The following is a 25,336-nucleotide window of genomic DNA, read 5'->3' on the forward strand; positions in this document are numbered from 1 at the left end:
AAATCCCCCAACTTTTTCGGTTCAGAAAGGGAATACCGACTGCCGCATATACATTAAAACCAAAATTAGAATTGCTGCCTCTGTTTACATGGGGTTGAAATCCTTTTATAACAGTTTACATGGAACAAATTTCATCATGCACCCTGGACTGCCAGGACACCTGCTCAATTGTGGCTGCAAAAAACAGGCAGGGCAGGGTTGTTCTCAAGGGAAATCCAAACCATCCCTTTACCCGGGGATTTGCCTGTGCCAAAGGCCGGCGGGCCCTGGAAAGAATCACAAGTCCCCTTCGCATCACCACCCCCCTGATCCGAACAGGGGATAAACGAGACGGGGTCTTCCAACCCGCATCCTGGGACAGGGTCCTGGATCTTGTGGCAAAAAAGATAAAGGCCCTTTGCAGTGTACCCGCCTCCATGCTCCATGTGCGCTACTACGGGTTTAGAGGGGTTTTTTCCGAAGGAAGCAACTATTTGTTCGACCGGCTTGGAGCCACTTCAACCCATGGTGCCCTTTGTGATAATGCCGGTTGTGCGGCATTCCTTGCCGACTTTGGTGCCCTTGAAATGAATGCGCCGGAAGAGTTGCTCAATGCAGGCCATATTGTCAACTGGGGCAAGGATTTTTCACGATCGTCCCTGCACCTTGGCGCAATGGTCAACCAGGCAAGGAAACGGGGAGCCTGTGTCACCACCATCTCTCCGGGCGGTGATGGAAACAGTGCCTACACGGACCACGCCATTTGCATCCGGCCGGGAACAGACCGCTTTCTTGCGGGTGCCGTTATTAAACGACTGGATGAACAGGGGATGATTCTGGCCCGGGCATCAGCCAGGGCAACGGGAGTTCCCTCTTTTCTGGAGATCCTTCGGGAGCAGGATATGGCCTCGCTTTTAACGGCCAGTGACTGCAGCCGGTCCGACCTTGACCGGCTCTCTGGCATCTATTCAGATCCCCTGAACCGGCCTGCTGCAACCATCATGGGATGGGGGATTCAACGATATTTGTTTGGGGGTGAAAATGTGCGGTATATCAATGCCCTGGCGTTTTTGTCCGGACAGATAGGCATAGGGGGTGGCGGTTCCTATTTTAACGTTTCGTCGGGCCGGAACATCAATGCCGGCTGGGCAGACAGGGCGGGCAAGCCCTGTCGAACCTTGTTGCTGCCAAGGATCGGCCAAGAAATTCTGGCCGCTGACCCGCCCATTCGCTTTCTGCTGGTAGACGGCACCAATGTTGTCAACCAGGCCCCGGACAGCCTGACCATCAAGCGGGCCCTGGAAACCATTGATTTCAAGGTGGTCGTGGATGCATTCATGACGGATACGGCAAGCCTTGCCGATGTTATACTGCCCTGTGCCCTTGACCATGAACGTGAAGAAATTGTCGGTTCCTGCTTCCACAACATGATCAATTACTCCAGGGCTCTGTTTCCCCCTGCTGGTGAGGCCCGTCCTGATTTTCATATCATGGCGGATCTTGCGCATCGACTGGGTATGGATTTTCCCCAAAGGGAGGAGATTCTTGCCACCTGCCTTAACACGCCCTTTGTTGACACATCCGGGGGCCATGGCACCATTCTGGCAAAATTAAAGGAAACCGGGTTCCTTGAGACCTGTCACCCTGAAATTGCATGGAAAGATCTGGCCTTTGCCCACCCGGACGGCAAGTACCGGCTGCCGGAAAAACTCAATCCTGAGCCCCTGGCTCCCCCGGGATTTCCCCTGCATCTGCTTTCCCTTGTGAACAAAGATTTCATCCATTCCCAGATCCCGGAGGCCGCTCAAAAAGGGCTGCCCAGGGTGTGGATCAACCCTGAATCCCCGGTGATGGCAGGTCTTGACCTGTCTGAGCCCGTGTTCCTTGCCACCGGCCTTGGCCGCATGGCCGTCAGTCTCTGTTTTGCTGAGGGTCTGCACCGGTTGACCCTGATCATCCGTCGGGGCGGATGGATAAAGCATGGTCGTTGTGTCAATCCCCTGGTCGAACCCCTGGTCACGGATATGGGAGAGAATGCCGCCTATTACAGTCAGTATGCCCGGCTTGAGAATTAATCAGTGTTTGAACGACAACTCACCCACCTGCCGCGTTGCTGCACAAAGCTGCCAAATTATAAATCGGGCCTCACGTACTACAGTACGCTCCGGTTTCAGCTTTGCTTGCGCCTTGCATCTGGGCAATTTTGTGAGCACAGCTCCTCTTCGAGCCGCCCAAACACGGGTTTTCGGTCAGCCACTGATTATTGATCAGTTGATCTCGCCAAAAATATTAAAGAGCAGGTAGCCCTTTTCAAATTCAGGCCCCCCGATGGTGATGCTGCTGCGGTTTCTCAACAGGATTTCGGTGGTGAACACCGGGCTGCCATGTTTGAAAATTTCCACCTTGTACTTGATTCTTTTGCCCTTGAGACCCAGGGGAACCACCTCCAGCACCCTTGCTCCGGGAAGAGAAACACGTCCCTGCTTTCCCGGCGAAAGATTCATGGTCCTTTCATTGATCAGCCGGTAGGAGGCGTATTTAAACACCGACGCAAGTTCCGGTCCAACATCCCTTAATCCTGGATCCAGGTGGGCCGGGCCCGTTGATGCATGGATTACCCTGATATGGGTTCGTATGCTGTTGGCCGCCCAAAGGTCCCAGGGCACCAACAGCAGGACGGCAACAAGAAAGGCAAGGGGGGTGATGGCGGGGAAGGCTCGTTTCAGCACGTTCAGCCCTCCGTGTACCATATGATGGTGTTATTTGACGGGTGTGTTTCAAAAATCATGACAGATGCCATATCTCCCTCCACGAAATTGATAATGGCGCTGGGGCCGTCCTGCAAAACAGTGTGGGCCTGGTAATAAAAAACGCCTGCGATAAGTATTGCAGCAATGGAGGCGAGCTGCAAGGTATATTTTTTTGCTTTCACAAAACCGATCAAGCCCGTGGAAAAGGATTGCCGCCAGGTGTTGACGGGGGCGAAAACTGTTTTGTCTGATAACCATTGAGATTCCCATGGCGCGCGCCGCTCAACCCCCAGTTTAAAGGTTGCGGCAAGCTGCTCATAATTTTCAACAACAGACCTGCAACGGCTGCACATGCCAAGGTGGCGTTCAACCGTTTCCCTGGCATGGGGCTCAAGTTCCCCGTCCACATACAGTCCCAGGGTTTCCAGGTCATAAACTGTGCATTTTTTCATTTAGCCCTCCTGTGCCAAGACCGCGGTCAGCAATTTTCTTGCCTGGAACAGCCTTGATTTAACCGTGCCGATCTTTATGTCAAGGGCCTGGGCAATTTCCCCGTAGGACAGTTCCTCAAGGGTGTTGAGCACAAAAACAACCCTTGCCTTTTCAGGTAACGTTTCCACTGCAGCCATGATATCTGCCTCAAGCTCCCTTTCCCGGTATAGTGTTTCAGGGGTTTCAATCCTGTTCTCCGAGGCCCTGACAGGTGGGGCATCATGGGCTTCAAACGAACTGTGGGACCATCTGAATCGTCGTTTCCAGCGCCGTTTCCAGTTGAGACTGAGGTTGATCGTAATCTTTACAAGCCAGGTGAAAAGCCTTGAATCTCCCCTGAAACTGCCAATTTGCCGGTAAACCGTGACAAAGACATCCTGAACGATTTCAAGGCTCTCCTCTTCTTCAAGAACAATACCATAGGACACCTTGAGCAGGCGTCTCTGGTATCGATCAACAAGAACCCTGAAGGCCTTTTCCCGGCCGAGCTTGAGTTCTTTGATGAGATGTTTTTCATCCAGATTCAGCCCGGCCGGAGATTTGATGGTTTCGTTTTCCACGGTACCCTGTCCCAAGGTTTAAAAAATAGCCCCCGGGGTTAACGGCGACCCGGGTTTCGCCTGCTATCACGGAATTTCTGGCCTACAACAACCCGCTCATACGGTCCATTGATCCGGTGCCCCTGGCGGTTATCGTGACCGGAATTCCATTGTCGTTCATACCGGGGGTTAGCCCAGGCCCGTTGCCCCCGGACAGGACTGTGTTGCCTGGTATCGGGTCTGTAACCCCGGTGGTTGGAAGCCACTACACGGACCCGGTTATCATGGTGGAATCCCTGGAGCAGGGCTGCACCAAGAATCACGGCCCCCGTGCCGATTACGATCCCCTGGACCAGGTTCTGATTCCTTGAACCCGCATATCCCGGGGCCGCATAAATCGATATCATCAATAGGGTCATCAAAGTCATACCAATTATTTTTTTCATTGTATACCTCCTGTTTAAACCTCTGTTTTGCCGTTTTATTGATTCACCCTGGTGGGTGTTTCGTATAGAAGTAAGACACCGGTGCGTTGAGAATGTTCAAAATTAAAAAACAAGGGGCTTTTGACAACCTATTTTTTGCCTGATACAGTAAATTATAATCAGCCCCAATGCCTGATACGATAAAAGATGGAGGTTGTCATGGAAAACAGCAAAAAAATACTCATCGCCATGGATGCCTCGGCCCACGCCCTTGAGGCTGTTCAGTATGCCGGGGATTTTTTCTCACCCAGGCACACGGAAATAGAACTTTTCCATGTGGATAGCCATATCCCCGAATCCTTCTGGGACATGAATCTTGGTTCCGGGTTTCAGAGAAGGATGAGTTCTGTTAAATCCTGGACCCTGGAGCATGAAAAGGCCATGAAAAACCAGATGGAAGCGGCAAGGGTCATTCTTCTGGAACTCGGGTTCCCCTACAAGTCCATAACCCTTAAATACCAGGATGCTGTCAAGGATGTTGCAAGGGAGATCATTGATGAGTCGGAAAAGGGGTTCCATTGCGTTGTCGTGGGTCGTACAGGTGTCAGCCGTTTCAAGGATTTTATTCTGGGCAACGTTGCAACAAAGCTTGTGGGTAAAATCGTGGGCATGCCCCTCATTGTCGTGGGTGCCTGCACCATTCCTAAAAAGGTGATGATTGCCTTTGATGGTTCAGAGAGCGCCCAGCGGACTGTGGACTGCATCTGTCGGATGATGAACAAGGAGGCGAGCAGCATCAAGATCTGTTACGTCATCCGAACCATCAGCGATGTTTATACCTCTGCGGCCCAGGATATCCACATTGCCGAAGAGGAGATGTTCAGCCAAACCCGCAGGATTGTTGAACCCATGATTGAAAATGCAGTTGAACAGCTGGTTGGCGCAGGGGTTAAACGGGAAAACATCTGCTGGGAGATCAAGGAAAACGAATACTCCCGGGCCAGGGCCATTGTCCAGGATGCTGAGGCAAACGGGTTTGGCACCATTGCCGTGGGCCGACGGGGGTTGAGCCGTGTGGAGGAGTTCTTTATCGGTCGGGTGAGCAAAAAGGTAGTCCAGCTTGCCGCCAACTCAGCGGTCTGGATCGTTAACTGATGCGGCAATGGCCTCAAAGGCGCTGATAAAGGTCAGGATATCTGCGACAATGCAGTAATCCGAGTGGTTGAATATGGCGGCATTGGGGTCTGAATTGATGCTGACAATGGTTTTTGAACCCATGATGCCGGCAAGGTGCTGGGAAGATCCTGAGATGCCGCAGGCAATGTACACCTCGGGGGAAACCCTGGCGCCGGTGATGCCCACCTGGAACCGGTAGGGCATCCATCCATCGTCCACCAGTGGCCGGGATACTCCCATGGCGGCGTTGGGAAAAAGTGCGGCAAATCCCTCCACGGCACCGAGGTTCTCCCTTGAGCCAAGCCCCCTTCCTGCGGAAACAATCACCGTGGCTCGTTCAAGATCATCTCCTCTTTTGTCGGCAGAACGGGTGCCCAGGCGTTTAATTCCTGGGTCTGAAAATTTGATTTCCATGGTTTCAATGGGGCCGGGAAGGGGAGCCGATGCCGGAACCTCTGGGGATAAGAACGCACTGGGTTGGACCATGGCAATGCAGGGGGTTTTGTTTGCCTGGATCAGGGCGTTTTTTGCACCATTGAAAATGGGCCTTGAAAAAAGGGGCACACCATCTTCCCATAACAGGTTGTTCACCCCGGCAATGGCGGTGCCGTTTAACCGTACGGCAAGGCCCGGTGCAAAATCCCTTCCCGTTGCCGTGTGGGCAACAAGGATGTGGGAAGGTGAAAGCGTGGCAAACAGTTCAGCCAGGGCCGTCTTGTATGCCCCGCTGTTGTATCCGTCAATGCCTGTTATGGCAAGACAAATAGTCCGCATTCCCAGGCGGGCAAGTTCTGCTGCCATATCTGGCTGGTCTGTTCCCGGAATCACCAGCACAATCGGGGCATGGATTCCGTTTGCCAGAAGGGTTGCCAGATGTATCAGTTCGTGGGTGACGGGAAGGATTCTTTTACCGTCATGCTCGACAACAACCGCGATGGGTTTCATATGACCCCCCTTTTTCTTAAAATGGAAAAGAGCGCTTCGGCCTTGTCTTCGACGCTTCCTTCAAGCAGGGTTCCAGAACGGCTTTTTGTGGGCTCCTGGAGCCGTATGACGGTCTGGTCTTCTTTGAAAAGTTTATCCTGGGGAACGATAACCGTCGTTATTTTTTTTGATCCGGCCTTGAGCAGCTTGGAAAGGGTTGGATACCGGGGGGTATTCATGCCCGCCTGGACGGTTAAAAGGGCCGGAAGTTTTATTGCCAGACATTCGCGTTCCCCCCGGTCCAATTCCCTTTCAACGGTTATGTCAGAGGTTCCTGAAACCAAGGAGATCTTTATAACACCCGTGGCACATGCAATGCCCATGCGTTCGGCAAGGATGGGTCCGGTCAGTCCTTCCATTGCGTCCTGGGAGATCATGCCCGTGAGTACAAGGTCATAGGTGTGGTTTCCTGGTGTGGAGTGGTGGGGCAGGCCCATGGTTTGTCCAAGGGTTTGCCCCAGGGTTTGAAAGATCAATTCTGCCGTCACTCCGGGAGTCTGATCTTTTTCCACAACAATGTGATAGCCGTTGTCAGCACCCATGCCAAAGGCTCGTTTAATAACTTCTTCGGCTTTTTTACGGCCCACGGTAACCACATCCACAACCGCTCCATGTCCCTGGTCCTGAAACTGCTCTTTTATTTGAATTGCCGCCTCAAGAGCATACTCGTCAAAGCGGTTCATGGCAAAGGTGTGGCCCTGGGGGCTCGTTGTTACCTGTTTTATGCATACAAGAATATTCATGCCAAGGTTATAGGCATACAATTAAATCTGGATCAAGACAAAAAACGAACGTTTGTTCTATTTTTTATCCGGCAGTTGATTTAACACTTAAAAACTTTGGGTAAAACGACAACGGTCAGAGAGTCAAATAAAATTGACATTGCCAATATCGTGTAAAAAATGTACTTACAAAAAACAAAGTGTATATATTGATAATGAAATAATGCATCCGACAGAGGAATTTAAAAATGATCCAGAGCATCCTTGATAATGACCTGTACAAATTTACCATGCAACAGGCCGTGCATATGCTATATCCCCGCGTGGATGTGGAATATGAATTTATCAACCGCTCCAATACGCCTTTTCCCAAAGATTTTGCACAAAGACTCCAGGTTGAAGTACAGGGAATGAAAAATTTCCGGCTGACCCCGGAGGAGAAGGAGTATCTTGATAAAACCTGTTACTTCATGACCCCGGTATACCTGGATTTTCTAGAGCACTACACCTTTGATCCCGATGAAGTCACCGTTTCCCAGACCAACAGTGAACTGTCGGTTACCATCAAGGGGCCCTGGTACCGAACCATTCTCTGGGAAGTGCCACTCATGGCCATCATCAGTGAGCTTTATTTTGTCATGACCAATGCCCGGCCCCTGCCCGACGAACAGATCCGGGTCATTAACCTCAACAAGGCAAAAATCCTGAGTTGCAACAACATTCGCTATGCTGATTTCGGCACCCGGCGGCGGTTTTCATCCTCGGGTCACGAGGCATTAATCCGGGATATCCTGGCCCTTGAGCATAACACCCTCATCGGCACCAGCAACGTCAATCTGGCCAGACTTTTCAACATCAAACCCATCGGCACCATGGCCCATGAATGGATCATGTTCCATGGCGTACTCAACGGCTACAGAATGGCAAATCCCACAGCCGTTGCGGCCTGGGCAACGGCATTCCACGGACACCTGGGTATTGCCCTGACTGACACTTTTACAACGGATATTTTCCTTTCCACCTTTGATACCCTCCATGCCAAACTCTTTGACGGGGTCCGCCATGACTCAGGAGATCCCATCGCCTTTATCGACAGGATTGTGGACCACTACAAAAAACTGCACATCGATCCCATCACAAAGACCATCGTTTTTTCAGACGGGCTTGACATTGACAAGGCTGTTCACATTCACAACCACTGCATTAACCGGATACGAGATTCCTACGGCATCGGCACCAACCTTACCAATGATGTCGGCGTTACCCCCCTTAACATGGTGATCAAGCTTGCAAAGTGCAGAACCGCCCCTGAAAAGGATTGGCACAACGCCATCAAGCTTTCCGATGATAAGGGCAAACACACGGGTGACAGCGAGGAGCTGGCCCACTGCATCAAGGTGCTTGAACGGGGAATGTGAATCTTTCCTCAAAAAAGCGAACGTTCGTTCTATTTTTATTGACTTGACATCTTTAAGGGGATAAGGTGGTGCCAGTTTAAGAATAGAACAGACGATGCAGGGGGGAAGAAATGGGGACCATCTGGTTGATACGCCATGGTCAGGCGTGTTTTGGTGATGACGAGTATGATGCGCTTTCAGCCACGGGATTTCGCCAGGCCGAAGCCCTGGGACACTATTTTGCCAGGTCAAAAACAGCCTTTGACGCTGTTTACGCAGGCAGCATGAAGCGTCAGACAGACACGGCAAAGCGGACCATGTCCCTTGCCTGGAATGAATCGTCACTCTCCCGGCAATCCCCATGGGAACCTGCCATTCTTCCCGAGTTCAACGAGTACGATTTCATGGCCATCATTAACAGCCAGCTGCCAGCCCTGGTGGCTGAGGACCCGGCCTTCAGGGAAAAAAGCAAAAAGATATTCACGGATGACCCAACCTTTGTGGCGCTGTTCAGCCTTATGTTCAAACGGTGGGTCTCGGGGCAATACGATATCCCCGGTGCTGAAACATTTGAACAGTACAAAAAACGCATACACAGGGGCATTTCCAGAATAATCGCGAAAAATGGAACGGGCAGGCAGATTGCCGTATTTACCTCGGGGGGCGTTATCGCAGTCTTGGTGCAAAAGGCGCTCAACCTTTCCATGGCAGTCACCATGGAGACCGGCTGGCAGATCTGCAATGCCTCCATCAGCCGGTTAACCTATGATGAAAACAAGCTTACCATGGCCGGATTCAACTCTGTTGCCCACCTCAGGATGGACCCAGAGCAGGACCTGATCACATACCGATAAATGTTTATGCAAGGAGAATCAAATGGACTTTTCCGTGTCAAAAAAGATTGAAACCATTGTGGAAATGATCAATGAGTTTGTGGACAGGGAGCTCATCCCCCTGGAGCCTGAGTTCCTTGTCAAGGATTTCAGGAGTATGCTGCCTGTGTTAAAGGAAAAACAGGCCATGGTCAAAAAGATGGAACTATGGGCCCCCAATTTTCCTGTGGAGTGTGGTGGAATGGGGCTTTCCCTTCTGGAGCACGGGCTTGTATCCGAAGCCCTTGGCCGGTCTCCCCTGGGACACTTTGTGTTCTGGTGCCAGGCCCCGGATGCCGGGAATGTGGAAATTCTGCATATGTTCGGCACTGACGAACAAAAACAGCGCTACCTCAATCCCCTGGTCCAGGGAGATATCCGATCCTGTTTCTCCATGACCGAGGTGGACATGCCTGGCTCCAATCCTGTGATGCTTGAAACAACAGCTGTAAAGGACGGGGGTGACTATGTGATCAACGGCCACAAGTGGTATACATCGTCTGCGGACGGGTCGGATTTTGCCATTGTCATGGCTGTTACCAACCCGGAAGCATCACCCTATCTAAGGGCAAGTATGATTCTCGTGCCCACCAATACCCCGGGATTTAACCTGGTGAGAAATATTCCCGTCATGGGGCACGAGGGAAACGACTACCTCAGCCATGCTGAAATTCTTTACCAGAGCTGCAGGGTTCCCCAGGAGAACCTCCTGGGGCCCGAGGGCCAGGGTTTTGTCATTGCCCAGGAACGCCTCGGACCCGGTCGTATTCATCACTGCATGCGGTGGCTGGGCATCTGCAGTCGATCCTTTGATCTCATGTGCCACCGGGCCAACTACCGGGTCATCACCCCGAAAGGCAAAACCCTAGGTACCCAGCAGACGGTTCAGAACTGGATTGCTGAATCAAAGGCGGAGATTGATGCGGCAAGGCTGATGACCCTGAATGCGGCCTGGCAGATTGACCAGAATGGCGCAGCTGCTTCAAGGGAGGCCATATCAACCATCAAGTTTGTGGTTGCCAACACCATGAACCGGGTGGTGGACCGGGCCCTCCAGCTCCATGGCGGCCTTGGCATGACCGACGACACCATCCTGGCCTTTTTCTATCGACACGAACGGGCCGCAAGGATCTACGACGGGGCCGATGAGGTTCACAAGATGAGCCTTGCAAAACGGATCCTTAGATCCTATGAGGGACGAACCATTAAATAGATATGCGTGTCGGGATCTGGAACGGCAAAGTTCCCTGGCACCCCGCATCAACGCAGGAGATCTTTGCGTGACATGAATTACCATGAATTTGAAAAAAGCATGAACAGCTTTGGGGACACCATCTGCAAGGAGGTGTTCGAGGAGAACCAGGATGCCATCCGCATCAAAAAAGAGAAAACAGCTGTTAAAAATTTTAAAAAGATTTTTGATGCCGTGTTCCAGATCACCTATGAAAAGGGATTTCAGGCCATGAGCATGCGGGATTTAAGTGCAAAAACCCAGATGAGCATGGGCTCCCTCTACGGTTATTTCAAAGGCAAGGAGGAACTGCTTGCCATTATCCAGCGCCAGGGCCGCACCATGATTGAACGGGTGCTTGAACCCTTTGCCAACCGGCCGGAGGACCCTGTCACACGTCTTAAAAATGTGATCAAGGCCCATCTGTTCTTGAGCGAAAAGGCCCGGCCCTGGTTTTATTTCACTTTTATGGAAGCCAGAAATTTAACTGAAGACGCTCTGGAATCGGTCATCCGCCTTGAAGAGTATACCGAAGAGATCCTGGTGGCCATCCTTGAACAGGGGGAGCGCCAGGGGGTTTTTGTTCCACGCAACCACAGGCTCACGGCCAGCATTATCAAGGCCATGCAGCAGGACTGGTATCTTAAGCGTTGGAAGTACGCCAAGCGCAACATATCCGTTGATGACTATTCAGACTATATTCTCGAAATTGTTGATAATTTCTGCATCAAACAAACCCTGGTTTCAACAGACAAAGGAGAACACCCATGCAAGTGACAGACCAAGCCGTCGGGGTAAGGGAGGGTGAGGCCCTTGATCCCAAAAAGGTACGGCTCTTTTTGGACAAGACCCTGCCTGACTTGACCGGAGAGTTAACCATCCGCCAGTTTCCAAGCGGATTTTCAAACCTTACCTACCAGATTCGTGTTGGTGATCAAGAGTTGGTCCTGCGGCGGCCCCCCGTGGGCGCCAAGATAAAATCAGCCCATGACATGGGCCGGGAATACCGGATTCTGACGGCCCTCCATCCCGTGTTTCCCCTTTGTCCTAAACCCCTTGCCTTTTCAGAAGATCCCGCAACCATGGGATGCCCCTTTTACATCATGGAAAAAATCAAGGGAATCATTCTCAGAAAAGATTTGCCGGCCGGGTTGACGTTTACGCCTGACCAGGCCCATACACTTTGTACCAACCTTGTCCGTCTCCAGGCTGATCTACACGCCATTGATGTTCGTTCCGCAGGGTTGGCGTTTCTGGGAAAACCAGAGGGGTATGTGGCCCGCCAGGTCAAGGGTTGGTCAGAGCGCTATAGAAATGCCAGAACTCCAGATGCCCCGGACTTTGAAAAGGTCATGGCCTGGCTTAAGGAGAAGATGCAGCCGGACACGGACAGCCCCACCCTGGTGCACAACGACTACAAACTGGACAATGTGGTGCTCAATCCCCAAAGTCCCATGGAGATCATCGGTGTGCTTGACTGGGAGATGGCCACCTATGGAGATCCTTTGATGGACCTTGGTAATTCCCTTGCCTACTGGATTGACCGGACTGACCCTGAAGAGTGCCAGATGCTGCGGGGTGGGCCCACCAATCTTGACGGGGCCTTGACCCGGAGGGAGATCATAGATCTCTATGCCGAAATCACGGGCCGATCCATGGATGCCTTTGATTTTTATCTGTGCTTCGGCATGTTCCGCCTGGCCGTCATTGCCCAGCAGATCTACCAGCGCTACCATAAGGGCATCACCCGTGACCCTCGGTTTGCCATGCTCATCGGCGCGGTTCAGATTCTGGAAAGAGCGGCCCTGCGCCTCATGGACAATTCAAAATTATAGGAAGGAGTAACCCATCACCATGAAACTGACAGACATAAAAACCATACTCGTTGCAGGGGCCGGAACCATGGGGCAGCAGACAGCAATCCTTGCCGCCATCAGCGGTTACCGTGTCGTGATGTATGACATCTCTGATGAGATCCTGGCCAAGGGCGTTGAGGGCATCAGAAAAAATGGAGACCGGATGGTCAGGGTAGGGGTATGTACCAGCGATGCCTGCAGTCTTGCCCTTGAACAGATAACTACCACATCTGACATAAAAGCCGCAGCTGTGGATGCCGATCTTGTCATGGAGAGCATACCTGAAGACCCGGAACTCAAGGGAAAATTTTTTGGTGCGATCAACGACCACTGCAAACCTGAAACGATTTTCACCACCAACACTTCTTCCCTTGTACCGTCCATGTTTGCCGATCGCTCAGGCCGGCCGGACAAGTTGTGCGCCCTCCACTTCCATGACGTGACCCTCTCAAAAATTGTGGATGTCATGCCCCATCCCGGGACGTCCAGCCAGACCATGGACCTTGTCAAGGCCTTTGCAGAATCCATGGGCCAGATTCCCATTGTTTTGGCAAGGGAGAACAACGGATATGTGTTCAACAACATGCTCATGTCATTCATCGGGTCAGCCCTTTCCCTGGCAGCCAAAGGGGTGACGAGCATCCAGGAAATCGACCGCTCCTGGATGGGGGTTATGCACACTTCGGTGGGGCCGTTTGGCATCATGGACAGCATCGGTCTTGACACCTGCTGGAAGGTGACAAGCTATTGGGCAAACAAGCGCAACGACACCCAGGCAAAGGCAAATGCCGCCTTTCTCAAGGGCTATCTTGACAAAAACATGTACGGCATCAAAACTGGACAGGGATTTTACACCTATCCAGATCCCATTTTTTCACGACCCGATTTCATGACAATGTAAAGGAGGAAATTTCATGGATCCATTCAATCTTGATAATAAAATAGCCCTGATCACCGGTGCCAGCCGGGGCATTGGCGAGGCTATTGCCATGTGTCTGGCTGAAAAGGGTGCCCTTTGTATCCTGGTCAGCAGAAAAATAGAGGGGGTCAAGGCCGTTGAACAAAAAATCATTGCAGGGGGCGGAAGGGCGGAATCGGCCGCCTGCCATCTCGGAGATCTCCAGCAGATAGATAATCTGATCAAAGGGATCAAGGAGACCCACGGCCGCCTGGACATCCTGGTCAACAATGCCGGTGCCAACCCCTATTTCGGTGAAATGGCTGCGGCCGAGGAATGGGCCTGGGACAAGACCCATGATGTCAACCTCAAGGGCCCTTTTTTCATGATCCAGAAGGCAGTTCCCCTGATGAAGAAGAGTGGTCAGGCAACTATCATCAATGTTTCGTCGATTAACGGCGTTGTTCCGGCACCCTTCCAGGGAATCTATTCCATCACCAAGGCGGGTCTCATTTCCATGACCCGGGCCTATGCAAAGGAGCTGGCACCTTTTAATATTCGAGTCAATGCCCTGCTGCCAGGATTGACCGACACAAAGTTTGCCTCGGCCATCACCACCAACGAGGAGATCAAAAACATGGTGATGAAGCAGATTCCCCTGGGTCGAATGGCCCGGCCCGATGAGATGACCGGGGCTGTTCTCTATCTTGCTTCGTCGGCCTCATCGTTTACCACGGGATCGACCATCACCTGTGACGGCGGCATGCTGGCCTGAGATTAATCCGGGCATGGCCGCAGCAGGACGTTTGCTTTGGCCACAACGAAGCATGAAACACGATAATACCGGGCAGGCAATAGTACCATTCCGCCCTCTTTGGTTACCCTGACCGGAACGGTAAACGTCGGGGGAATTTCTGCCCTTCCAGACTAAATCGCAGGAACTGCGGGCTAAAGTCCTCAAACAGCCTGCGCTTCTTAACGCCTGGAAGGGCAAAAATCCTAACCCCTTTGGTTTACAATGTTCCAGTCAGGGAAACCAAAGAGGGCTCTAAAGTCGAGACTTTCACAATGATGTTTCGACAAGAGTTTCTTATAAAAAAAACGAGGAATCAAGATGGGCGCAAAATTTATCAGCGAAAAAAACCTTAACTTTCTGCTTTACGACATTTTTGATGTGGAACGTCTGACTCGGTCGGAACGCTATGGCCAGCACAACAAAAAAATTTTCACCATGGTGGTCAATGCCGCCGTAACCCTTGCCCGGTCAAAGCTCTATCCCATCCTTGATGAAATGGATAAAAACGGACCGGCCCTTGTGGATGGAAAGGTGAAGGTGCATCCCCAGGTCCGAAGCCTCATGGCTGCCTATGGAGAAGGCGGCTGGATCGGGTCAAGCTTTCCTGAAGACCATGACGGTGAGGGCCTGCCGACCATCGTTGCCAATGCCTGCCGGTTTATCTTTGCCGCGGCCAACTATTCGGCCTCGGTGTTTCCTGAGCTCACGGCCGGGGCTGCCGAGCTGATTCTCACCTTTGGCAGTAAAGAGCTCATCGACACCTATCTTCCGCCCATGCTGGCCGGACGATGGCAGGGAACCATGGCCCTGACCGAACCCCATGCCGGCAGTTCGCTTTCGGACATCACCACCACGGCCTTTCCCACAGACAAGGGGTTTTACGCCATAAAGGGGCAGAAAACCTTTATCTCTGCCGGGGATCACGACGGGGTGGACAACGTGGTCCATCTCATGCTGGCAAGGATAGAAGGAGAACCTGCCGGGTCAAAGGGGATCTCCCTATTTGTGGTGCCCAAACTTCGCCCGGAAACAGGGGGCAAGTTTGTGTCAAACGACGTTGTGGTGGCCGGTGTCTACCACAAGCTCGGTTACAGGGGGGCACCGATTACGGAACTTTCCATTGGCGAGAAAAACGACTGCCGCGGGTTTCTTGTGGGTGAAAAAAATCGTGGGCTTGCCTGCATGTTTCAGATGATGAACGAGGCACGTCTGGGTGTGGGGCTAGGGGCCACGGCCATTGCCACGGCCGCCTATTATGCCGCCCTTGACTATGCCATGGAGCGTCCCCAGGGACGACGGCTGTCTGAAAAGAACCCTGCCACCCCCCAGGTGCCGATCATCGAACATCCTGATGTCAAACGTATGCTTTTGTTCCAGCGGGCCATTGTGGAAGGGTCGTTGAGCCTCTGCCTCCAGTGCTGCCTGTATACGGACCTGGCAAAGACCACCCAGGGAGATGAACAGCAGCGTAATCTACTGTTGCTGGACCTGCTCACCCCCATTGCCAAGAGCTATCCCAGTGAAATGGGCATCCTTTCCACCAGCCAGGCCATCCAGTGCTTTGGTGGGTACGGCTATTGCGAGGATTTTCCGGTGGAGCAGTATTTCCGGGATTCAAGGATTCATCCCATCCACGAAGGAACCACGGGTATGCAGGGTATGGATCTTCTGGGTCGGAAAATGGTGATGAACAACGGACGGGCTGCGATGCTGTTTGTGGAAGAGGTTAACAAGGCCATTGCAAAGGCCACGGCGGTTCCGGAGACAGCCACCTATGCAGGGCTTCTGGCCCAGGCCCTTGAACGGCTTCAGCAGGTGACGGCCCATCTGTTCGGTGTTGCTGGTGAAAAGGGACCGGAAACATTCCTGGCCGACGCCACCCTTTTCCTTGAAATGACCGGTATCATCGCCATTGCCTGGCAGTGGCTGGTCCAGGCCAACGGGGCCCATGAGGCCATTGAAAAGGGATGCAGGCCAAAAGATCTCGCCTTTTACCAGGGCAAGCTGTTGACCTTTCGGTATTTTTTCAGGTATGAGTTACCCAAAACCCTGGGACTGTCCCAACGGCTCATGGACAAGGATTTCATTACCATGGAAGCGACCCGGGAACACTTTAACGATTAAGGGGTTTTTTTTAACCTCGATCTCCAATACAAGGAAAATAATAATGACGCTGTTCACCATTGACCCGGAACTCTGCAACCAGGATGCCATCTGTGTGGCAGAGTGCCCGGTGCGGATCATCACCATGGTCGACGGGTTGCCCCAGCCCGTGGACAAGGCGGAAGCCCTGTGCATCAACTGCGGTCACTGTGTTGCCGTCTGTCCCACCCAGGCTTTTTCCCACAAGAACCTGAAACCTGCAGACTGTATCTCCCTTGAAGAAACACCAACCTTTACTCCGGAACAGGCAGAGATCTTTCTTCGCCAGGGAAGGTCCATCCGAACCTATAAAAAAAAACCCGTGGAAAAAAAACTTCTGGAACGGGCCATTACCATTGCAAGCCATGCGCCGTCCGGTCACAACCGCCAGCCGGTCAAATGGCATGTGATCCATGATACCGCCCATATTAAAGATCTCAACGAAAAGGTGATTGACTGGATGCGTTGGATGATCAAGGAAAAACCCCAGATGGCAGGGCCCCTGCACCTTGACCTTGTTGTTTCCGGGTGGGAGGCAGGTCTTGATACGATCACCCGTAATGCGCCCCATCTCATCATTGCCCATGGCAATCAAAAAGACCCAACGGCCCAGACTGCCTGCACCATTGCCATGACCTGGCTTGAACTTGTTCTGCCTTCCCTTGAGCTTGGCGGATGCTGGTGCGGTTATTTCAATACGGCAGCTGTTTTTTGGCCCCCGCTTAAGGCTGCCCTGGAATTGCCGGAAAATCATGTAAGTTTCGGCACCATGATGGTGGGTTATCCCACTTACACCTATAAACGGATTCCCCCACGGAACCGGCCCGGGATTACCTGGAAGTAACCGAATCAGATCGCCTGGTGATTTGGGGCGGATTCTCCACTGGATGGGTCAGGTTTCGGACCTGGCCCCCACAAAAAAGGCGGTGATGAAATGGCTGTTGAAATTCTTCCCCTGGAAGAGATTAAACAAAGAATAGGGACAGAACTTGGGGTCAGTGACTGGTTGCCCATTGACCAGGACAGAATTGATGCGTTTGCTGACTGCACAATGGATCACCAGTGGATCCATGTGGATCAAGCAGCTTCAGCCAAAGGCCCCTTTGGAAAAACAATAGCCCATGGGTATTTGACCCTGTCTCTGCTTTCCCATTTTTCAGAAAATCATATGGTGGTTCCCCAGGGGGCTGTGATCGTCATAAATTATGGTATGAATAAAGTCAGATTCATTGCGCCGGTTCTGGTGGGTTCCAGAATCAGGGATCGAATCTTTCTTGCCGCCGTCGAGGAAAAATCCAACGGCCGGGTCGTGGTAACCACCTCCCACACCGTTGAAATTGAAGGGCAGGAAAAACCGGCACTGGTTGCTGAAATGCTGACCATGTTTGATGTAAAAAAGTGATACAGAACCCATAACCTTAAGTTTTGACCAGAAACAATCGGATATCCATTCAAGGGACAGGAGAAACAGATGAAAGAGATACGCTTTGACGGCAGAGTGGCAATTGTTACAGGGGCAGGACAAGGCATAGGCAGAATGTATGCCCTGGAACTTGCCCGCAGGGGAGCTAAAGTCGTTGTAAACGATCTGGGTGCGAGCAGGGACGGCGCCGGGGCTGACACCTCGGCCGCAGACAAGGTGGTTGATGAAATTGTTGCTGCCGGTGGTGGGGCCGTTGCAAACTATGATTCCGTGGCCACCATGGCAGGGGGTGAAAATATAGTAAAAACTGCCGTGGACACCTACGGCAAGGTTGATATTCTCATTAACAACGCCGGAATCCTCAGGGATAAATCCTTCATGAAAATGACTGAAGAGGAGTGGGACCTGGTCATCGGCGTTCACCTCAAGGGTGGGTTTTGTGTCACCCAGCCGGCCGTCAAGGTGATGAAGGAGAACAACTACGGCCGGGTAATCTTTACGGCATCCACATCCGGTCTTTACGGCAATTTTGGTCAAACCAACTATGGGGCTGCAAAAATGGGTCTGGTGGGAATCATGAATACCCTGAAGCTTGAAGTCGCAAAGTTTGACATCAAGATCAACACCATTGCTCCCACTGCATGGTCCCGCATGACATCAGATTTGTTTCCGCCTGAATTTGAACAGAAGATGAACCCCCAGTTCAACGAACCCATGGTGCTTTATCTGTGTTCAGAAGAGAACACAGCCTGTGGAAATATCTATGCCATGGGTGCTGGCTGGTATGGCCGCACAGCGATTGTTTCAGGGGATGGTGTGTGTCTCGGCGATGCACAACGAAAGATCAGCGTTGAAGAGATAAGGGATAACTTTGACAAAATTTCAGACATGGAAAATAAAAGAGAGCACGGCAGCGGGCTTGGCATATTTGAATATATGGGGCCTTTGCTCAGTTAGTCCCAGGGTATAGGGGTGAGCGGGTGAACACCAACGGCCGGTCTCGTGTTGACTCCCATGTTTCGCATTACAGGTTGCAGCATTGCCACTGGAAGTTGATATTGAAGTTGAATCAGGGTAGACCGTGCATCCGGGTATAGGTCTCATTGATGATGTTTAGTCCGTTTTTAATGTTTTGTTCGAGATACAGGTTTACCCCATCGGCATCCCTGGCCTTGAGTGCAGCAAGAATGGCCCTGTGTTCGGTGTTGATTTTTTTGCACAGTTCCTTGTCCCATCGAAAGACGGTGAGTACGCTTTCAACGGACAGGGACAATGTTTGGGCGATGGCTACCAGGTGGGGGAGGTTGGAGGCATTGTAAATCTGGTTGTGAAATTCATGGTCATAGAGATAGTGGTTCTCGGGCAGGGTTTCCATGCTTTTGAGCAGTGAATCAAGGGTCTTAAACTCAGCTTTCCCCAGGTTTTCCATGGCTTCAAGGGCCAGTTTTATCTCCAGGTCCACCCGAAGAGCGTAAATGTGAAAAATTTCTTTCTGGGTGGGCGGAGTGGCCACAATCGCCCCTTTGTAAGGGATATTTTTAACCAGGCCTGATCGGTCAAGTCGCATCAAAGCTTCCCGGATGGGGCCCCGGCCAATGCCAAGTTCTGATTCAAGCTCTGCCAGGATAAGCCGGGTACCCGGCAGTTTTACACCGGTGAGGACCATATCTCGAATTTTCTCATATGCCCTGAGAGACTTCATGGAAGACTTATTGCTGATCATGTTGAATATCCTATCGCAAATAGATCGAAAACATAAAAATACGATCATCACTTAGTTGGGATGTCGGTTTTTGTCAACTATTTAGATGTAAGTGACAAGGGGCTTGCGGTTTTTTGCCACATCCACGATCTCCTGGGCTAGAACCTGAGCCGCATCAACTGCAGGGATTGGTAAATTGCAGTCAAGGGCGCTCAATTCCGTACAGGCAACAACGGCAAGGGTTGCGCCTTGTTCGGCCAGGTGGCGGCAGATATTTTTGTAGCGGTTCGTAACTTCAGGACCGGATTCTCCCTTTTTGACCGATTTTATAACTTCAAGCATCTGTTGCTGGACCTCAGGTTTTGGCCAGATATCGATTAACCCTTTTGATTGGAATCTCTTGGTGTAAAGCCCGGTCATGGCAACTGCAGGGGAAGCAAGCATTCCGATTTTCTTATGTTCAGGGTATTTCTGAATCAAATGGTCTGTGACAAGCCCAACAATGTGTATCACAGGGATATTCACGGCATCCTGGACCGCCTGGTAATAATGGTGGGCCGTGTTGCAGGCAATGACCAGAAAATCTGCTCCCCAGGTTTCAAGACGGCGTCCCATATCTGCCATGCAAGGTCCCGGATCCTCACCAATGCCCTCGATGATGGCCTTGATTCGTGATGGTACCTTTGGGTTGTTGTCAACAATACAGCGGATGTGGTCTAGATCATCTGTGGCAGGTGTCAGGCTAATGATCCTCTGCATCAGGTCAACGGTTGCTTCGGGTCCCATACCCCCTAAAATGCCAACGATTTTTTCTGCTTTGCAAGTCATGTAAAATGGCACTCCTTGTACAACTCCTTCTTCCGGCATCCGTGCCGGAAGAAGGAGAATTGATCTTTATTTCCTGAAAGTCTCAGGATCTTTGAACTGTAAAAATTTCCTTATACTTCAAAAATTGCTTCCACTTCAATGTCCGCCCCAAGGGGCAGAGCGGCCACCTGGAATGCCGACCGTGCGGGAAACGGCGCTTTGAAATATTCTGCATATACGGTGTTTACAGCTGCAAAATCTTTGATGTCCGCCAGGTAAACCGTTGTTTTAACGGCCTTGTCAAGATTGGTTCCCGCCTCTTCGGCAATGGCAGCCAGGTTCTTGAATACGCGGTGGGCACGGATTTCAATGCTGCCCTCTGGAATTTTTCCCGTGGCCGGGTCGATGGGGAGCTGGCCTGAGGTAAACAGCATGTTTCCTGTCTTAACTGCCTGGGAGTAAGGCCCTATGGCAGCAGGTGCTTTGTCAGTGTTGATAGTGATCTTGGACATGATGGTTCTCCTTGCCAAAATTCAGATTAATATCGTTTTTACTGTTTGTTCGATAATGTTAAGGATCGTATCGCAATCTTCAAGGGTAAAGGTCAAAGGAATTCTCATATCACACATTACCGCTAGAATCCGTCTGGTATTGGTCAGATCCGGAAGCTGGCCCAGGTATTTCCACGATTCATAGGCAGAGGTGAAGCCCACGGGTTCTTTATTTCCGAACCATTTGAGTTCAACGCCCTGTTCTTTGCATTTGCTTAGAAATTCAAGAATCTGTGCTTCGGATTTACCGTTCAGGGAAAACTGTATGGATGACCCTACATAGGCCTCCCTTGGGTCACGGTCGGGCAGAAAAAGCCCTGGAATTTTTTTTAGACCCAGGGCCAGGCGGTCATACCGCTCGTTCCAGCGTCGGCACTGGGTATCCAGATCTGCTAACTGGGGACGTAAAAGTGCAGCCCTCAGGTTGTCCATGCGGCACGAATAGTTGGGAACCATGGTCTTTAAAGATTCAAACACAGACATATCCGGCCTGGACGTGTGCCGCTCATAGAGCATGTATGAGCCTGAAAGGATAATGGCCCTGGCAATGACTTCAGGGTCGTCCGTGACCAGAAGGCCCCCTTCACCTGAATTCATGTGCTTGTAGGTCTGGGTAGAGAAACAGCCGACCTTGCCAAAACTGCCCGATTTCTTCTGGTCCCAGTAAGCCCCCATGGTATGGGCGCAGTCTTCGATGAGGGTGAGCCCCCGGGTGTTGCAGATCTCCATGATGCGGTCCATGTTGGCGATATGGCCCCGCATATGGGAGAGCAGCAACCAGTGCACGTCAGACGATTTGGCTTTTTTATCAAGATCGTCAAGATCAATGGTGTAGTCGTCGGTGATATCCACAAGGACGATTTCGGCCCCTGAGTTTTCAATGGCTCCTGGAACCGGCGCCAGTGTAAATGCATTGCAGAGAACCTTGTCTCCTGGTTTTACCCCGCTGCTTTTCAGTGCAAGATACATGGAAGAACCGCAGGAGGCGCAACTGAGGCAATACTTTTTACCCATGTATTGGGCAAATTCTTCTTCCAGAAGTGCAGCTTCACCCTTTTCACCGGGTGCAGTGTTGTACCTGTGGAGCTTTCCCGATGCCATGATTTCCAATGCCTTGTCAATGCCGGCCTGGGGAATGGATTCCTGCTGGGTGAAATCCTTTGTAAACTGTGTGCAACTCATGGAAAATCTCTCCTAATATTTGGTCTGGTTGTAAACTTCAAAATCCCACTCATTATCCGGGAAAAATTTACGCAGTCTCCAGTCACAGGCCCTGGCATGACCTTCCATGCCTTCAACCCTTGAAAGTCGGGATGCAGCGGCGCTGACGGTGATGTTGGCCTCTTTGGATATCTCCTGGTAGGTGTAAATTTTGAGAAATTTATGAACGTTTAAACCGCCTGAGTAATAACCCGCCTTTTTGGTGGGCAGAATATGGTTGGTTCCCGAGCATTTATCCCCCTGGGGAACGGTGCTGCCTTCACCCAGGAACAATGATCCATAGGATTTTAAGTTTTTAACCCAGAAATCAAGATCTTCGGCCATGACCTGAACATGCTCTGCCGCATATTCGTCGTTGACCTGACACATCTCTTCCCTGTCTTTGCAAAGAATGATTTCGCCGTAGTCCCGCCATGAGGATTCAGGAACTTCAGGGTTGGGCATGTCGGCGATGATCTTGGGCATGATTTCCAATACCCGTTCCCCAAGATCCCTGGAGTCTGTGTAGAGCCAGACGGGCGAATCATAACCATGTTCTGCCTGGGATACAAGGTCAATGGCAACGGTCATGGCGTCGGCGGTCTTGTCTGCGATGATGGCCGATTCAGTGGGGCCTGCGAAAACGTCGATGGTGCATTTGCCCTGGGAGGAAAGAATACTTTTGGCCTCGGCCACATAGGCATTACCGGGGCCTACCAGGATGTTGGCGGGTTTGCCGGTGAAAAGTCCGAATGCCATGGTGGCAATGGCCTGGACACCGCCCATCTCGATGATGATGTCCGCTCCTGCCACATCAAGGGCATACACAACAGCCGGGGCAATGGAATCTCCCCTGGGAGGAGAACAGGCGATCACGGTTTTGACTCCCGCCACCTTGGCCGTTGCCACACTCATGATGGCAGAACAGGCATGGGCAAACCTGCCGCCGGGAACATAGCAGCCTGCCACTTCTATGGGGATGATGCGCTGGCCCAGGCGAACGCCGTCCATGGGGTGTACTTCAAACTCTTTGAGGCTCTCTCGCTGGGCCGTTGCAAAGGCTGAAACCTGTTGGTGGGCATACCTTATATCTGCCTTTACACTTTCAGGGACCTTGTCGATAAGGCGCTGCTTTTTTTCAGGGCTTAATACAAAGGGCCCTTCCCAGTTGTCAAATTTTTTGGCCAGGGCGGTTACGGCCTCTTCGCCTCTTTGTTCTATGTCGGCCAGAATTTCCTTGACTGTCCCGCGGATGCGGTCGGAGTTACCCTCGGCAGTTTTTTCGGCTTTTTTGATGTACTCCATATCGTTTCCTCCTGATTGTGGTGAAATCGTACCTGACTGTTACTATTACCTGAAAAGAAACCGGGTATCAATAGATTTTATAAAATATTTTATAAAATCATAAAAGTAATAGATCTATATAGTGTAAATATATGTAATCATGATCCTTTTTAAAGGTATCCTTTGGCCGGAAATGTCCGGCCAAAGGGGGATGGTTAGTTCATTAGTGCACCCAGAACCCTGGGCAGCCACAGGGTTAATCCTGGAATATAGGCTATGAGAAAGACCACCAGTATACTGACGAACACAAAGGGCAGTGCATTGACGGAAATATCTTCCAGGGTGGTGTTGGCCACCCCCGATGCAATAAACATGTTTTCTCCCAGGGGTGGCGTTGCAAACCCAATTTCGCAGCAGCAGACAAGGACGACACCAAAGTGGATGGGGTCAACACCCAGGGAGATCATTACAGGCAGGAGTACGGGGGTTACCAGCATGATGGTTGCCAGGGTTTCCATGAACATGCCCATGAACAAGAGAAAAAAGATGACCAGAACCCAGATCAGGTAAAGATTACCCGTGAGGTCCATCAGACCCTGGGCAATGAGATCAGGGACTTTGTTGAGGGTCAGAAGTTGTCCAAATGCCAGGGCCGTGAACATGATGATGAGTACCCTGCCTGTGAGCCAGGTGGTGCTTTCAAGGGCCTTCATGACTCCGGTCAGTTTGATTTCCTTGTAAATAAAAATACCCACAAACAGGGTGTAGAAGATCGACACAATGGCCGCTTCCGTGGGAGTAAAGAACCCGGTGTAAATGCCGCCCAGAATGATGACAGGGGTAAGCAGGGCCCAGAATCCATCTTTTATGGTTTTAGCAATTTTGGTTGCTGAAATGACGTTTCCATCACCCTCGTACTTTTTTTGTTTGGACCGGATATAGTTCATGGTCATCAGACCCCCGCATAGCAGAATGCCTGGGAAAAAGCCTGCAACAAAGAGGTCTGCAATGGATTGGGATGCTGATACTCCGTAAATAACCATGGGAATAGACGGCGGGATGACAACGCCAAGGCCGCCGGAAGACGAGGTCACGGCACCGGCATACCCCTTGCCGTAACCGTGGCGAACCATGGCCGGAATCATGAGCATGCCCACGGCAGCCGTGGTGGCCGGCCCCGATCCTGAGATGGCGCCGAAAAAGAGGCAGGATAAAATGGTGGATGCGGCCATGCCGCCTGTAAAAGGTCCTGCCAGGGATTCTGCCACGGCCACAAGCCGCCTTGAAATTCCTGCCGACTCCATGAGGGCACCGGACAGGATAAAAGCGGGTAATGCCATGATGGGAAAAGAGTTTACCGATGTATAGGCAATTTCAACAAGGCCCTCCAGGGGTTTTCCGGAGGCGATCATTCCAGCCATGGCCGCTGCACCAAGGGAGAGGGTGATGGGGGCGCCCATGAAGAGCAGGACCACAAAGGTCAGGAAAAGAATGGCGGTTACACTCATGATACCCCCCCGTTTTGTCCGGCGTCTTGATCCGGGGCTGTGTCGATTTTATCCACATCGGCTATTTCAATGTGAAAAATATATTTCATGATGTTGACTTGAATGATTCTTAGGGTCATTAGGGAAAAGGCAATGGGGAAAATTAAAAAAACATAGGCCATGAGCCAGTCAAGGGTTGGAGAATATTCGGGAAATTCAAATCCTTCTTTGATCACGATAAGGCTGTAATAAACCATGGTGCAGTTGAAAACGATCCAGACCAGGTCCGAGAGCAGGGTGGATATGTTCCCAACGATTTTTGGAAAAATTTTAAACTGGAATGTCACCCGGTTGTGGGCTGCCAGCCGGGCAGCATATGTGGCACCGAAAAAGACAAACCAGACAAAGGCGAATCTGGACAACTCCTCTCCCCAGGGCAGGGAGGCGGGCAGCGAGTAGTGTTTAAGGACCGGTATAAATCCTGAAAGAAAATCCACCCCGCCGAAAGTTATCCTCAGGACAATCTGCAAAAAAAGCAGGCAGACGAAAAAGACCAGAAGGGCCTGGCAGATGTAGGATTCCAGGTTGTCCAAAATATGTAAAATTTTTTTTGTTTGCATGGC

The 25,336-nt window shown here is 51.4% G+C and carries 26 protein-coding genes; 13 read left to right on the forward strand and 13 right to left on the reverse strand.

Annotated elements, in window-relative coordinates; translation table 11 throughout:
• Positions 1-119: 119 nt before the first annotated feature.
• On the forward strand, positions 120-2,054 hold the full coding sequence (locus HRM2_RS01430) for a molybdopterin-dependent oxidoreductase (protein ID WP_012662663.1): 1,935 nt from the start codon (positions 120-122) through the stop codon (positions 2,052-2,054).
• 192 nt (positions 2,055-2,246) lie between these two features.
• On the opposite strand, the gene HRM2_RS01435 is transcribed toward HRM2_RS01430, so the two are convergent.
• From HRM2_RS01435 to HRM2_RS01450, 4 genes are read right to left on the reverse strand one after another with little or no spacing between them, the layout of a single operon-like run.
• Positions 2,247-2,708 (reverse strand): hypothetical protein, encoded by a 462-nt coding sequence (locus tag HRM2_RS01435; RefSeq protein ID WP_148214537.1) that lies wholly within the window; start codon positions 2,706-2,708, stop codon positions 2,247-2,249.
• Positions 2,709-2,710: 2 nt separating this feature from the next.
• Positions 2,711-3,181 carry an anti-sigma factor gene (locus HRM2_RS01440; protein ID WP_012662665.1) on the reverse strand — a complete coding sequence of 157 codons (471 nt, stop codon included), beginning with the start codon at positions 3,179-3,181 and terminating at the stop codon, positions 2,711-2,713.
• On the reverse strand, positions 3,182-3,796 hold the full coding sequence (locus HRM2_RS01445; RefSeq protein ID WP_232364166.1) for an RNA polymerase sigma factor: 615 nt from the start codon (positions 3,794-3,796) through the stop codon (positions 3,182-3,184). It lies immediately after the preceding gene.
• A gap of 23 nt (positions 3,797-3,819) precedes the next feature.
• Entirely contained in the window at positions 3,820-4,206 is a 387-nt protein-coding gene (locus HRM2_RS01450) for a hypothetical protein (protein ID WP_041272978.1), read from the reverse strand.
• 198 nt (positions 4,207-4,404) lie between these two features.
• On the opposite strand from HRM2_RS01450, the gene HRM2_RS01455 reads away from it, so the two are divergent.
• Positions 4,405-5,340 carry a universal stress protein gene (locus HRM2_RS01455; RefSeq protein ID WP_012662667.1) on the forward strand — a complete coding sequence of 312 codons (936 nt, stop codon included), beginning with the start codon at positions 4,405-4,407 and terminating at the stop codon, positions 5,338-5,340.
• On the opposite strand, the gene HRM2_RS01460 is transcribed toward HRM2_RS01455, so the two are convergent.
• On the reverse strand, positions 5,317-6,306 hold the full coding sequence (locus HRM2_RS01460) for an electron transfer flavoprotein subunit alpha/FixB family protein (protein ID WP_012662668.1): 990 nt from the start codon (positions 6,304-6,306) through the stop codon (positions 5,317-5,319). The genes HRM2_RS01455 and HRM2_RS01460 overlap by 24 nt on opposite strands.
• Positions 6,303-7,088 carry an electron transfer flavoprotein subunit beta/FixA family protein gene (locus tag HRM2_RS24850; protein ID WP_148214538.1) on the reverse strand — a complete coding sequence of 262 codons (786 nt, stop codon included), beginning with the start codon at positions 7,086-7,088 and terminating at the stop codon, positions 6,303-6,305. The genes HRM2_RS01460 and HRM2_RS24850 overlap by 4 nt, the downstream gene beginning before the upstream one ends.
• 227 nt (positions 7,089-7,315) lie before the next feature.
• Here HRM2_RS24850 and pncB point away from each other — a divergent pair, with 227 nt between their 5' ends.
• From pncB to HRM2_RS01520, 11 genes are all read left to right on the forward strand, one after another.
• Positions 7,316-8,485 (forward strand): nicotinate phosphoribosyltransferase, encoded by a 1,170-nt coding sequence (gene pncB / locus HRM2_RS01470; protein ID WP_012662670.1) that lies wholly within the window; start codon positions 7,316-7,318, stop codon positions 8,483-8,485.
• 110 nt (positions 8,486-8,595) lie between these two features.
• Entirely contained in the window at positions 8,596-9,318 is a 723-nt protein-coding gene (locus HRM2_RS01475; protein ID WP_012662671.1) for a histidine phosphatase family protein, read from the forward strand.
• Positions 9,319-9,340: 22 nt separating this feature from the next.
• Complete coding sequence (locus HRM2_RS01480) at positions 9,341-10,549, forward strand: acyl-CoA dehydrogenase family protein (protein WP_012662672.1); 1,209 nt, start codon at positions 9,341-9,343, stop codon at positions 10,547-10,549.
• Positions 10,550-10,621: 72 nt separating this feature from the next.
• The gene (locus HRM2_RS01485; RefSeq protein ID WP_049770384.1) at positions 10,622-11,344 is read left to right on the forward strand and encodes a TetR/AcrR family transcriptional regulator; all 723 of its coding nucleotides are present in this window, start codon (positions 10,622-10,624) and stop codon (positions 11,342-11,344) included.
• On the forward strand, positions 11,335-12,402 hold the full coding sequence (locus tag HRM2_RS01490; protein WP_012662674.1) for a phosphotransferase family protein: 1,068 nt from the start codon (positions 11,335-11,337) through the stop codon (positions 12,400-12,402). The genes HRM2_RS01485 and HRM2_RS01490 overlap by 10 nt, the downstream gene beginning before the upstream one ends.
• A 19-nt stretch (positions 12,403-12,421) precedes the next feature.
• The gene (locus HRM2_RS01495) at positions 12,422-13,324 is read left to right on the forward strand and encodes a 3-hydroxyacyl-CoA dehydrogenase (protein WP_012662675.1); all 903 of its coding nucleotides are present in this window, start codon (positions 12,422-12,424) and stop codon (positions 13,322-13,324) included.
• Between the two features lie 13 nt (positions 13,325-13,337).
• Positions 13,338-14,096: an SDR family oxidoreductase gene (locus HRM2_RS01500; RefSeq protein WP_012662676.1), complete on the forward strand. Its 759-nt coding sequence runs from the start codon at positions 13,338-13,340 to the stop codon at positions 14,094-14,096.
• A 339-nt stretch (positions 14,097-14,435) separates the two neighbouring features.
• Positions 14,436-16,241, forward strand: coding sequence for an acyl-CoA dehydrogenase (locus HRM2_RS01505; protein WP_012662677.1), 1,806 nt, complete (start codon positions 14,436-14,438; stop codon positions 16,239-16,241).
• A gap of 43 nt (positions 16,242-16,284) precedes the next feature.
• Positions 16,285-17,103: a nitroreductase family protein gene (locus HRM2_RS01510; protein ID WP_012662678.1), complete on the forward strand. Its 819-nt coding sequence runs from the start codon at positions 16,285-16,287 to the stop codon at positions 17,101-17,103.
• A 90-nt stretch (positions 17,104-17,193) separates the two neighbouring features.
• Positions 17,194-17,661, forward strand: a complete 468-nt coding sequence (locus tag HRM2_RS01515; protein WP_012662679.1) for a MaoC family dehydratase — start codon at positions 17,194-17,196, stop codon at positions 17,659-17,661.
• Between the two features lie 69 nt (positions 17,662-17,730).
• Entirely contained in the window at positions 17,731-18,639 is a 909-nt protein-coding gene (locus tag HRM2_RS01520) for an SDR family oxidoreductase (RefSeq protein WP_012662680.1), read from the forward strand.
• Between the two features lie 112 nt (positions 18,640-18,751).
• Here HRM2_RS01520 and HRM2_RS01525 read toward each other — a convergent pair whose 3' ends face one another.
• The 7 genes from HRM2_RS01525 to HRM2_RS01555 form a co-directional block, all read right to left on the reverse strand.
• Positions 18,752-19,405, reverse strand: a complete 654-nt coding sequence (locus tag HRM2_RS01525; protein WP_012662681.1) for a GntR family transcriptional regulator — start codon at positions 19,403-19,405, stop codon at positions 18,752-18,754.
• Between the two features lie 81 nt (positions 19,406-19,486).
• Complete coding sequence (gene cuyB, locus HRM2_RS01530; RefSeq protein WP_012662682.1) at positions 19,487-20,212, reverse strand: cysteate racemase; 726 nt, start codon at positions 20,210-20,212, stop codon at positions 19,487-19,489.
• 110 nt (positions 20,213-20,322) lie between these two features.
• Positions 20,323-20,703, reverse strand: coding sequence for a RidA family protein (locus HRM2_RS01535; RefSeq protein ID WP_012662683.1), 381 nt, complete (start codon positions 20,701-20,703; stop codon positions 20,323-20,325).
• A 21-nt stretch (positions 20,704-20,724) separates the two neighbouring features.
• On the reverse strand, positions 20,725-21,924 hold the full coding sequence (locus tag HRM2_RS01540) for a DegT/DnrJ/EryC1/StrS family aminotransferase (RefSeq protein ID WP_012662684.1): 1,200 nt from the start codon (positions 21,922-21,924) through the stop codon (positions 20,725-20,727).
• 12 nt (positions 21,925-21,936) lie between these two features.
• Positions 21,937-23,247: a histidinol dehydrogenase gene (hisD, locus tag HRM2_RS01545; RefSeq protein WP_012662685.1), complete on the reverse strand. Its 1,311-nt coding sequence runs from the start codon at positions 23,245-23,247 to the stop codon at positions 21,937-21,939.
• Between the two features lie 194 nt (positions 23,248-23,441).
• Entirely contained in the window at positions 23,442-24,734 is a 1,293-nt protein-coding gene (locus tag HRM2_RS01550; protein WP_012662686.1) for a TRAP transporter large permease, read from the reverse strand.
• Positions 24,731-25,333, reverse strand: a complete 603-nt coding sequence (locus HRM2_RS01555) for a TRAP transporter small permease (RefSeq protein ID WP_012662687.1) — start codon at positions 25,331-25,333, stop codon at positions 24,731-24,733. Before HRM2_RS01555 ends, HRM2_RS01550 begins: the two co-directional genes overlap by 4 nt.
• Between the last annotated feature and the right edge of the window lie 3 nt (positions 25,334-25,336).

It is taken from the genome of Desulforapulum autotrophicum HRM2, assembly GCF_000020365.1.
GTDB classification, from domain to species: Bacteria; Desulfobacterota; Desulfobacteria; order Desulfobacterales; family Desulfobacteraceae; genus Desulforapulum; species Desulforapulum autotrophicum.

Excerpts from the sequence above, each read along its gene's own strand:
- cuyB (WP_012662682.1), bottom strand. The coding sequence starts at position 20,212 with ATGACTTGCAAAGCAGAAAAAATCGTTGGCATTTTAGGGGGTATGGGA.
- HRM2_RS01550 (WP_012662686.1), bottom strand. The coding sequence starts at position 24,734 with ATGAGTGTAACCGCCATTCTTTTCCTGACCTTTGTGGTCCTGCTCTTC.
- HRM2_RS01515 (WP_012662679.1), top strand. The coding sequence starts at position 17,194 with ATGGCTGTTGAAATTCTTCCCCTGGAAGAGATTAAACAAAGAATAGGG.
- pncB (WP_012662670.1), top strand. The coding sequence starts at position 7,316 with ATGATCCAGAGCATCCTTGATAATGACCTGTACAAATTTACCATGCAA.
- HRM2_RS01460 (WP_012662668.1), bottom strand. The coding sequence starts at position 6,306 with ATGAAACCCATCGCGGTTGTTGTCGAGCATGACGGTAAAAGAATCCTT.
- HRM2_RS01555 (WP_012662687.1), bottom strand. The coding sequence starts at position 25,333 with ATGCAAACAAAAAAAATTTTACATATTTTGGACAACCTGGAATCCTAC.
- HRM2_RS01475 (WP_012662671.1), top strand. The coding sequence starts at position 8,596 with ATGGGGACCATCTGGTTGATACGCCATGGTCAGGCGTGTTTTGGTGAT.
- HRM2_RS01510 (WP_012662678.1), top strand. The coding sequence starts at position 16,285 with ATGACGCTGTTCACCATTGACCCGGAACTCTGCAACCAGGATGCCATC.
- HRM2_RS01495 (WP_012662675.1), top strand. The coding sequence starts at position 12,422 with ATGAAACTGACAGACATAAAAACCATACTCGTTGCAGGGGCCGGAACC.
- HRM2_RS01540 (WP_012662684.1), bottom strand. The coding sequence starts at position 21,924 with ATGAGTTGCACACAGTTTACAAAGGATTTCACCCAGCAGGAATCCATT.
- HRM2_RS01430 (WP_012662663.1), top strand. The coding sequence starts at position 120 with ATGGAACAAATTTCATCATGCACCCTGGACTGCCAGGACACCTGCTCA.
- HRM2_RS01480 (WP_012662672.1), top strand. The coding sequence starts at position 9,341 with ATGGACTTTTCCGTGTCAAAAAAGATTGAAACCATTGTGGAAATGATC.
- HRM2_RS01500 (WP_012662676.1), top strand. The coding sequence starts at position 13,338 with ATGGATCCATTCAATCTTGATAATAAAATAGCCCTGATCACCGGTGCC.
- HRM2_RS01505 (WP_012662677.1), top strand. The coding sequence starts at position 14,436 with ATGGGCGCAAAATTTATCAGCGAAAAAAACCTTAACTTTCTGCTTTAC.
- HRM2_RS01535 (WP_012662683.1), bottom strand. The coding sequence starts at position 20,703 with ATGTCCAAGATCACTATCAACACTGACAAAGCACCTGCTGCCATAGGG.
- HRM2_RS24850 (WP_148214538.1), bottom strand. The coding sequence starts at position 7,088 with ATGAATATTCTTGTATGCATAAAACAGGTAACAACGAGCCCCCAGGGC.
- HRM2_RS01450 (WP_041272978.1), bottom strand. The coding sequence starts at position 4,206 with ATGAAAAAAATAATTGGTATGACTTTGATGACCCTATTGATGATATCG.
- HRM2_RS01490 (WP_012662674.1), top strand. The coding sequence starts at position 11,335 with ATGCAAGTGACAGACCAAGCCGTCGGGGTAAGGGAGGGTGAGGCCCTT.
- HRM2_RS01520 (WP_012662680.1), top strand. The coding sequence starts at position 17,731 with ATGAAAGAGATACGCTTTGACGGCAGAGTGGCAATTGTTACAGGGGCA.
- HRM2_RS01455 (WP_012662667.1), top strand. The coding sequence starts at position 4,405 with ATGGAAAACAGCAAAAAAATACTCATCGCCATGGATGCCTCGGCCCAC.
- HRM2_RS01485 (WP_049770384.1), top strand. The coding sequence starts at position 10,622 with ATGAATTACCATGAATTTGAAAAAAGCATGAACAGCTTTGGGGACACC.
- HRM2_RS01525 (WP_012662681.1), bottom strand. The coding sequence starts at position 19,405 with ATGATCAGCAATAAGTCTTCCATGAAGTCTCTCAGGGCATATGAGAAA.
- hisD (WP_012662685.1), bottom strand. The coding sequence starts at position 23,247 with ATGGAGTACATCAAAAAAGCCGAAAAAACTGCCGAGGGTAACTCCGAC.
- HRM2_RS01440 (WP_012662665.1), bottom strand. The coding sequence starts at position 3,181 with ATGAAAAAATGCACAGTTTATGACCTGGAAACCCTGGGACTGTATGTG.